We start from the raw sequence: 7,587 nt of genomic DNA on the forward strand, positions 1-7,587 counted from the left end.
CCTTATACATTATATAAAGTTTATTTTCCTTTAATAATATGTAGTTGAAAAACTAATAGTTTATTGTAAATAAATTTAATTATTTTATTTATATTTTGTTATTAAAATAACAACTTATAAATTCTTTTTACTAAAGAAATCTATAATAAATTTAAATACATGCTCATCTACATGACTATAACGCTCTTTTTTAGGTCTACATAATACAACCTTCCATGTAATAGGGTCATTAAATGGTTTTTCTATAATTTGACTATTTTCAAAAAAATCATGTACTGGTGATGGTAAAATAGTTATAAAATCAGAATTTGTAGTTGATAACAACAAGAAATCCCAAGAACCAGACATAATATATCTCTTAAGTTTAACTTTTTCATCAGTAAATTTTTGCATTAATTTATGATGTATCATAAATGTAGGATTAAATATTGCAAGCAATTCTTCATTTAAATCCTTCCAATCTATTTTATTTTTCTTTGCAAGATGATGATTTATATTTAAAAATGCAGTAAGTTCATCTTCTTGAAGTACATGTTCTGTTACTACACTCCTATCAATTTTATGTGGATGTAAAAGAACTGCATAATCTAATTCCTGTAAAATAAGCATTCTACTTAAATCGTATGCGCCCTTCTCTACTATATCGAATTCTATATCTGGATTGTTTGCAACTAATTGTGCAACTACATCAGAAAAAGCTATTCCAAGTATAAGTGGTGGTATCCCTATTCTAACCTTTCCTTTAAATTGAACAGAATCTTCTCTTAAATCCTCCATCATATTTTTATATTCATTTATAATATTTTCTGCATTTACATAAAATCTTTCTCCTGCTGGAGTTAAGCCATTTAACCTGCCTTTATATCTCTCAAATAAATATACATTTTCATTCTCTTCAAAGGTTTTTATAATTTGACTTAAAGCTGGTTGAGATATGTGAAGAGTTTTTGATGCAATTGATAAATTAAAACCAGATTTCACTATTTCAACAAAATATTTTAACTGTTTTATATCCATTTCAAACCACCTTTCTTACAAGTATAGTTGATATTAATATTTTTTCTTATAAGAACATTTTATAAGAAAATCAAAATAATTTCATTAATATTTTAACAAAATATTCCTCTATATGTACTCTAAATTTTTATCCTATAAATTTTCCTTATATGTTGTATAAAAAATTAGACTTAGACAAAACGCATTTTTCGCCGTAATCTATAGTTAGAAAGAGGAAAACCTAAAGCATTAGGAATAAAGATAATTAAAATACTTAAAAACAAGCTTGTATTATAAGTAATTTATTATAGTGTTCTTCAAAGTTTTTTATTCAGAAAATTTTAAATAATCATTCAAGGAGGAACTATTAAACATGAAAGATGTAGTAATTGTATCAGCAGTAAGAACACCTATAGGAAACTTTGGTGGAGTATTTAAAAATACTTCTGCTGTTCAACTTGGAGTTGTGGCTGTTAAGGAGGCTATCTCCCGTATAAAACTTGATTTATCTGAAATAGATGAAGTGATAATTGGAAATGTTCTGCAAGCAGGGCTTGGACAAAATGTTGCTAGACAAATTGCCATAAACTCAGGTATACCAAGTTCTGTTCCAAGTTACACAGTAAATAAATTATGTGGCTCAGGACTTAAAAGCATTCAACTAGCAGCTCAATCAATCATAGCTGGTGAAAATGATGTAGTAATTGCAGGTGGTACTGAAAATATGACTCAATCGCCTTACATTATTCCTACTGCTCGTTTTGGCAGTAAAATGGGCAATGTTACTATGATAGATAGTATGCTAACAGATGGTCTTATAGATGCTTTCAATCAATACCATATGGGAATCACTGCCGAAAATGTTGCTGATAAATTTGAAATTACAAGAGAAATGCAAGATAAAATAGCACTAGAAAGCCAAAATAAAGCTGAAGAAGCTATAAAAAACAATCGTTTCAAGGATGAGATTGTTCCAGTAGAAGTTGCAATAAATCGTAGAGAAATTAAAACTATTGATACAGATGAATATCCTAAATTAGGCATGACATCTGAAATACTAGCCAAGCTTAAACCTGCATTTAAAAAAGATGGTACTGTAACAGCTGGAAATGCATCAGGAATTAATGATGGTGCAGCAATGTTGATACTAATGAGTCAACAAAAAGCAGATGAGCTTGGACTTAAGCCACTTGCTACAATAAAATCATATGCATCATCTGGCGTAGAACCTGAAATCATGGGAACTGGTCCGATTCCTGCAACTAAAAAAGCACTAGAAAAAGCAGGTCTTAATATTAACGATATAGACTTGGTAGAAGCAAATGAAGCATTTGCAGCACAAGCACTTGCAGTTAAAAATGAACTTCAAATAGATTCATCTAAATTAAATGTAAATGGTGGTGCAATAGCACTAGGGCATCCAATAGGAGCAAGTGGAGCTAGAGTACTTGTGACCCTTATTTATGAAATGCAAAAACGTAAAGTAGAAACTGGCCTTGCAACACTTTGTATTGGTGGCGGTCAAGGAATAGCAATGATAGTTTCACGATAGGAGGAAATATGAATAAAATAGTTAGCATTGATGAGGCTCTATCTCATATCAAAGATGGAGATACAGTAATGGTTGGTGGATTCATGGCCAATGGCTCTCCAGAAAATTTAATTGATTATTTATGTGATAAAGGTATAAAAGATTTAACATTAGTTTGTAATGATACTGGTTTTATTGACAAGGGTGTTGGAAAGATGGTTGTTAATAAGCAGTTCAAAAAGATAATTGCCTCTCACATAGGATTAAACAAAGAAACAGGAAGACAGATGAATGATAATGAAACAGATGTTGAATTAGTTCCTCAAGGAACTCTTGCTGAACAAATTCGTGCAGCTGGTTATGGCTTAGGTGGAATACTAACACCAACTGGTATTGGTACTCTTATAGAAGAAGAAAAGCAAAAGATTGTTGTCGATGGTAAAGAATATCTTCTTGAAAAACCAATTCATGCTGATGTTGCTCTTTTATTTGCTTCAAAGGTAGATAAAGCAGGTAACTTAGTTTACAAAGGTTCTATGAATAACTTTAATAATTTAATGGCTTCAGCTGCTAATATTACAATAGTCGAAGCAGGTGAAATTGTTGAAATAGGTGATATCGACCCAAATGAAGTTACTACACCAGGTGTTTTTGTGAATTACATCGTTGAAGGAGGTAATTTATAATGGATAAATTAGAAATGCAAGAATATATTGCAAACAGAGTCTCTAAAGAATTAAAGGATGGAGCTGTTGTAAATCTTGGTATAGGCTTACCAACCAAAGTAGCAAATTATATTCCAGACGAGGTAAACGTTATTTTGCAATCTGAAAATGGATTTCTAGGTCTAGGGCCAGCTGAAGATGGAAATTTAAGTGATGAAACTATTGTAAATGCTGGTGGTCAACCAGTTACTATTCTTCCTGGAGGTTGTTTTTTCGATAGTGCCACTTCTTTTGGAATAATCAGAGGAGGTCATGTAGATGTAACTGTTCTTGGAGCACTTCAAGTTGACAAATATGGCAACATAGCTAATTATATGATTCCAGGTAAAATGGTTCCTGGTATGGGTGGAGCTATGGATTTAGTAACTGGAGCAAAAAAAGTCATTGTAGCAATGGAACACACTTCAAAAGGTTCAGCAAAAATATTAAATAACTGCACTCTTCCACTTACTGCAACTAATGCTGTAGATTTAATTGTGACTGAGATGGGAGTTATAGAAGTAACAACAGATGGACTTCTACTTATAGAAATAAATCCTATCTTCACATTAGACGAAGTTCTTTCTGCTACTGAAGCACCTTTAATATTATCAGATTCATTAAATAAAGAGACATCAATTATTTAAAATAAGTCAAAATCACATCATAAAATAAATGAAAAAAATGCAAAATATTAATACAAAAAATTAATATAAAAATAAAATTAAATTGGAGGAAATAAAAATGGTTAAAGACAAAGTTGTATTCGTAACAGGAGCTGCAAGTGGAATTGGCAAACAAATAGCTGAATCATTCTTGAAGAATGGTTCTAAGGTAGTATTCTCTGATATAAATCAAGAAGCACTAGATAATGTTACATCAGAATTACAAAAAGAAGGTTATGATTGTGCAAATGTAAAGTGTGATGTAACTAAAGAAGAAGAAATTAACCATGCGATAGATAAGACTCTAGAAAAATATGGAAGATTAGACATACTAATAAATAATGCTGGTCTTCAGCACGTTGCTATGATAGAAGATTTCCCAACTGATAAATTTGAATTTATGATAAAAATAATGTTAACAGCACCTTTTATAGCTACTAAAAAAGTATTCCCTATAATGAAAAAACAAGGATTTGGTCGTATAATAAACATGGCTTCAATCAATGGTGTAATAGGATTTGCTGGTAAAGCTGCTTACAATTCAGCTAAACATGGACTTATAGGACTAACAAAAGTTGCTGCACTTGAAGCTGCTGACTCAGGTATAACAGTTAATGCTATATGCCCTGGATATGTAGATACTCCACTTGTTAGAGGTCAATTTAGTGACCTGTCAAAAACTCGTAATGTACCACTAGAAAGTGTATTAGAAGAAGTTCTATATCCACTTGTACCTCAAAAACGTCTACTAGATGTTCAAGAAATTGCTGATTATGCAATGTTCTTAGCTAGTGACAAGGCTAAAGGAATTACAGGACAAGCTTGCCTACTAGATGGAGGATATACTGCACAATAGTTATTACATATTTAGGACTTGAGGAATTTATTCTTCAGGTCCTTCTACTAAGGAGGGATATTTATGAGTATTATCGCACCAATTGGTATAATTATTGGTATTATAGCTATTATATATTTTTCAGTTAAAGAAATTCATATAACTATAGCTGCTCCAATAGCAACTTTAATAGTTGTTCTCTTAAATAAAATGGATGTCGTGACATCAATGCTGGGTGCTGACAAAAATAATTATATGGGAGCACTTGGAAACTATATAATGAGCTACTTTGCAATATTCTTGTTAGGTTCTATACTTGCCAAGTTTATGGAGGAAAGTGGAGCTACTGTATCTATAGCTGATTTTATTCTAAATAAATTTGGTTCTAATCACCCTTACAGAGTTTTAGTTGCTATATTTATAGTAAGTTTTATATTAACATATGGTGGAATAAGTTTATTTGTAGTTATGTTTGCAGTTATTCCACTTGCAAGAACTCTATTTAAAAAGCTTGATATTTCTTGGAATCTTATTCAGATACCTCTTTGGCTTGGAATTGCAACAATTACTATGACTATGATTCCTGGTACACCAGCTATTCAAAATGTTATTCCTATTCAGTACCTAAACACATCTCTTACTGCAGCAGCTATACCAAGTATTGCAGGAAGTATAGGTTGTGCTGTATTTGGTCTGGTATACATGAAATATACTTTAAACAAGAGTCTTAGGAAAGGAGAAACTTATTCAACTTACACTTCAGATGTAGAAGAAGAATCTTTAGATAGAGAGTTACCAGGATTTTTTGCAAGTATTTTTCCTCTATTGTCACTTGTAATCATAGCAATATCTGGAAGTACTTTTGGTTCAGAGTTTATGAAAAAAAATGTAATTTACATAGCCTTAATAGTTGCAATTGTTTTATCTGCTTTTCTATTCCGTAAATTTTTATCATCAAAAATACAAACATTGAGTATTGGTGCTAGTGGTTCTATAGGACCTATTTTTGCAACATCTTCTGCTGTTGCATTTGGAGCTGTAATAATGGCTGCACCAGGCTTTGATATATTCAGTAAACTTATCATGTCAATACCAGGCAGTCCACTTATAAGCCTTACTGTTTTAACTTCAACAATGTCAGCAATAACAGGTTCCTCTTCTGGGGCTTTGGGAATAGTAATGCCGAACTTTGCAGATTATTATCTAAGTACTGGTATGAACCCAGAGTTAATCCATCGTGTTGCTACAATTGCTTCAAATATATTAACAATAGTACCTCAAAGTGGTGTTTTTCTTACATTCTTGAGTTTATCTAAATTAACACATAAAACTGGTTTTAAAGAAACTTTTATTGTGGTTGCAGTTGGTTCATTAATAGCAGAAATCATTGTAATTACATTAGGATTACTAATGTATTAAACTAAATCAAACTACAATTTATTATATAAAAAGTCATCTATTTATGCTAGATGGCTTTTCTATTTTTAAAAACTTAATTAAAGATACTTTTTTTACTGATTTTCAAAGTATATATTAAATAAATATCACTAACTATAAAAAAAATTTACCACAACCAGAATTTTACATCATAGAATTATTATAAAAACACTATTTCTTCTAAAGCAGTTATGCCATACTATGCAGATTAATGATGAAAATTATCAAACATCATAAAATATACCTATTTATTCCAGGTATATTTTATTTACATATCTTTACAGTAAAAAAACACTTGATTCTATGTTAGTATAAATGCACGGGTACCCCCTACACTAAAGGTTACAATTTAGTAACATTTTTAGAATTTTTAGATTGAGAGGTGTTTATAATGAGAAAAAATATACCAACAAAATTAAAAACTATACTAGCTTTAGGAGTGTTAACCTTAGCAACAGCTTCCAGTGCTGTTACTGCAAGTGCTTCGTCACTTGAAAACAATATGAATATAAGTAATAAAAATTTAGTATATACTAATGCTAAATTTAAGTTTTCAGCAAAGCCAAATTGTTCTGTAAAACCAGAAGTTAAACCTGACAAGGATAATTCTTGCAAAGATAAGAATCATAATGACAAGAATTGTAATATTACTAACAAGCCTAATGGCAACAATAATTCAGGTTCTACTAATAAACCTGAGGATAATAATAACTCAGACTCTAGTAAGCCTGAAGATAACGACAATTCAGGTTCTACTAATAAGCCTGAAGATAGTAATAAACCAGAAGACAATAAACCTGAGGACAACAACAATTCAGACTCTACTAATAAGCCTGAAGACAATAATAACTCAGAATCTAATAAACCTGAGGACAATAACAACTCAGACTCTACTAATAAACCTGAAGATAATAACAATTCAGGCTCTACAACTGGAAATTTTTCAGCTTACCAAAAAGAAGTTGTTGATTTAGTAAATGTAGAGAGATCTAAAGCTGGATTAAATCCACTTACTCTTGATGCTGATGTATCAAATGTCGCTACAAAAAAATCTCAAGATATGATTGACAACAATTACTTTGCACATAATTCTCCAACTTATGGTTCTCCATTTGACATGTTAAAAAAGTTTGGGATAAGCTATAAAACAGCTGGTGAAAATATAGCAATGGGACAAAAAACACCAAAAGAAGTTGTAAATGCTTGGATGAATTCTGAAGGTCATAGAAAAAATATATTAAATCCAAATTACAGTAAAATAGGTGTTGGAGTAGCACAAAAAAGTGGTGGTTCAATTTACTGGACACAAATCTTTGTAGGATAAAATACTCTTTTTCTATATACAAAAAGAGTATCTCAAGATGATTTTTAAAAATCATAAATGGGATACTCTTTTGTATCTATACTATAATATAACTT

The 7,587-nt window shown here is 30.8% G+C and carries 7 protein-coding genes; 6 read left to right on the plus strand and 1 reads right to left on the minus strand.

The window, feature by feature from the left end:
• Positions 1-114: 114 nt before the first annotated feature.
• Positions 115-1,017, minus strand: coding sequence for a LysR family transcriptional regulator (locus KGF50_RS19320; protein ID WP_227849566.1), 903 nt, complete (start codon positions 1,015-1,017; stop codon positions 115-117).
• A 352-nt stretch (positions 1,018-1,369) separates the two neighbouring features.
• On the opposite strand from KGF50_RS19320, the gene KGF50_RS19325 reads away from it, so the two are divergent.
• From KGF50_RS19325 to KGF50_RS19350, 6 genes are all read left to right on the plus strand, one after another.
• Positions 1,370-2,548, plus strand: coding sequence for an acetyl-CoA C-acetyltransferase (locus KGF50_RS19325; RefSeq protein ID WP_227849567.1), 1,179 nt, complete (start codon positions 1,370-1,372; stop codon positions 2,546-2,548).
• A gap of 8 nt (positions 2,549-2,556) precedes the next feature.
• Complete coding sequence (locus KGF50_RS19330; protein ID WP_227849568.1) at positions 2,557-3,213, plus strand: CoA transferase subunit A; 657 nt, start codon at positions 2,557-2,559, stop codon at positions 3,211-3,213.
• Complete coding sequence (locus KGF50_RS19335; RefSeq protein WP_227849569.1) at positions 3,213-3,878, plus strand: 3-oxoacid CoA-transferase subunit B; 666 nt, start codon at positions 3,213-3,215, stop codon at positions 3,876-3,878. The genes KGF50_RS19330 and KGF50_RS19335 overlap by 1 nt, the downstream gene beginning before the upstream one ends.
• A 97-nt stretch (positions 3,879-3,975) precedes the next feature.
• Positions 3,976-4,752 carry a 3-hydroxybutyrate dehydrogenase gene (locus KGF50_RS19340; protein WP_227849570.1) on the plus strand — a complete coding sequence of 259 codons (777 nt, stop codon included), beginning with the start codon at positions 3,976-3,978 and terminating at the stop codon, positions 4,750-4,752.
• A 63-nt stretch (positions 4,753-4,815) separates the two neighbouring features.
• The gene (locus tag KGF50_RS19345) at positions 4,816-6,150 is read left to right on the plus strand and encodes a GntP family permease (protein WP_227849571.1); all 1,335 of its coding nucleotides are present in this window, start codon (positions 4,816-4,818) and stop codon (positions 6,148-6,150) included.
• A 409-nt stretch (positions 6,151-6,559) separates the two neighbouring features.
• Positions 6,560-7,492 carry a CAP domain-containing protein gene (locus tag KGF50_RS19350; RefSeq protein ID WP_227849572.1) on the plus strand — a complete coding sequence of 311 codons (933 nt, stop codon included), beginning with the start codon at positions 6,560-6,562 and terminating at the stop codon, positions 7,490-7,492.
• Positions 7,493-7,587: the final 95 nt, after the last annotated feature.

The sequence above is a fragment of the Clostridioides sp. ZZV15-6598 genome (genome assembly GCF_020657705.1).
In the GTDB taxonomy this organism is placed as follows: Bacteria; Bacillota; Clostridia; order Peptostreptococcales; family Peptostreptococcaceae; genus Clostridioides; species Clostridioides difficile_F.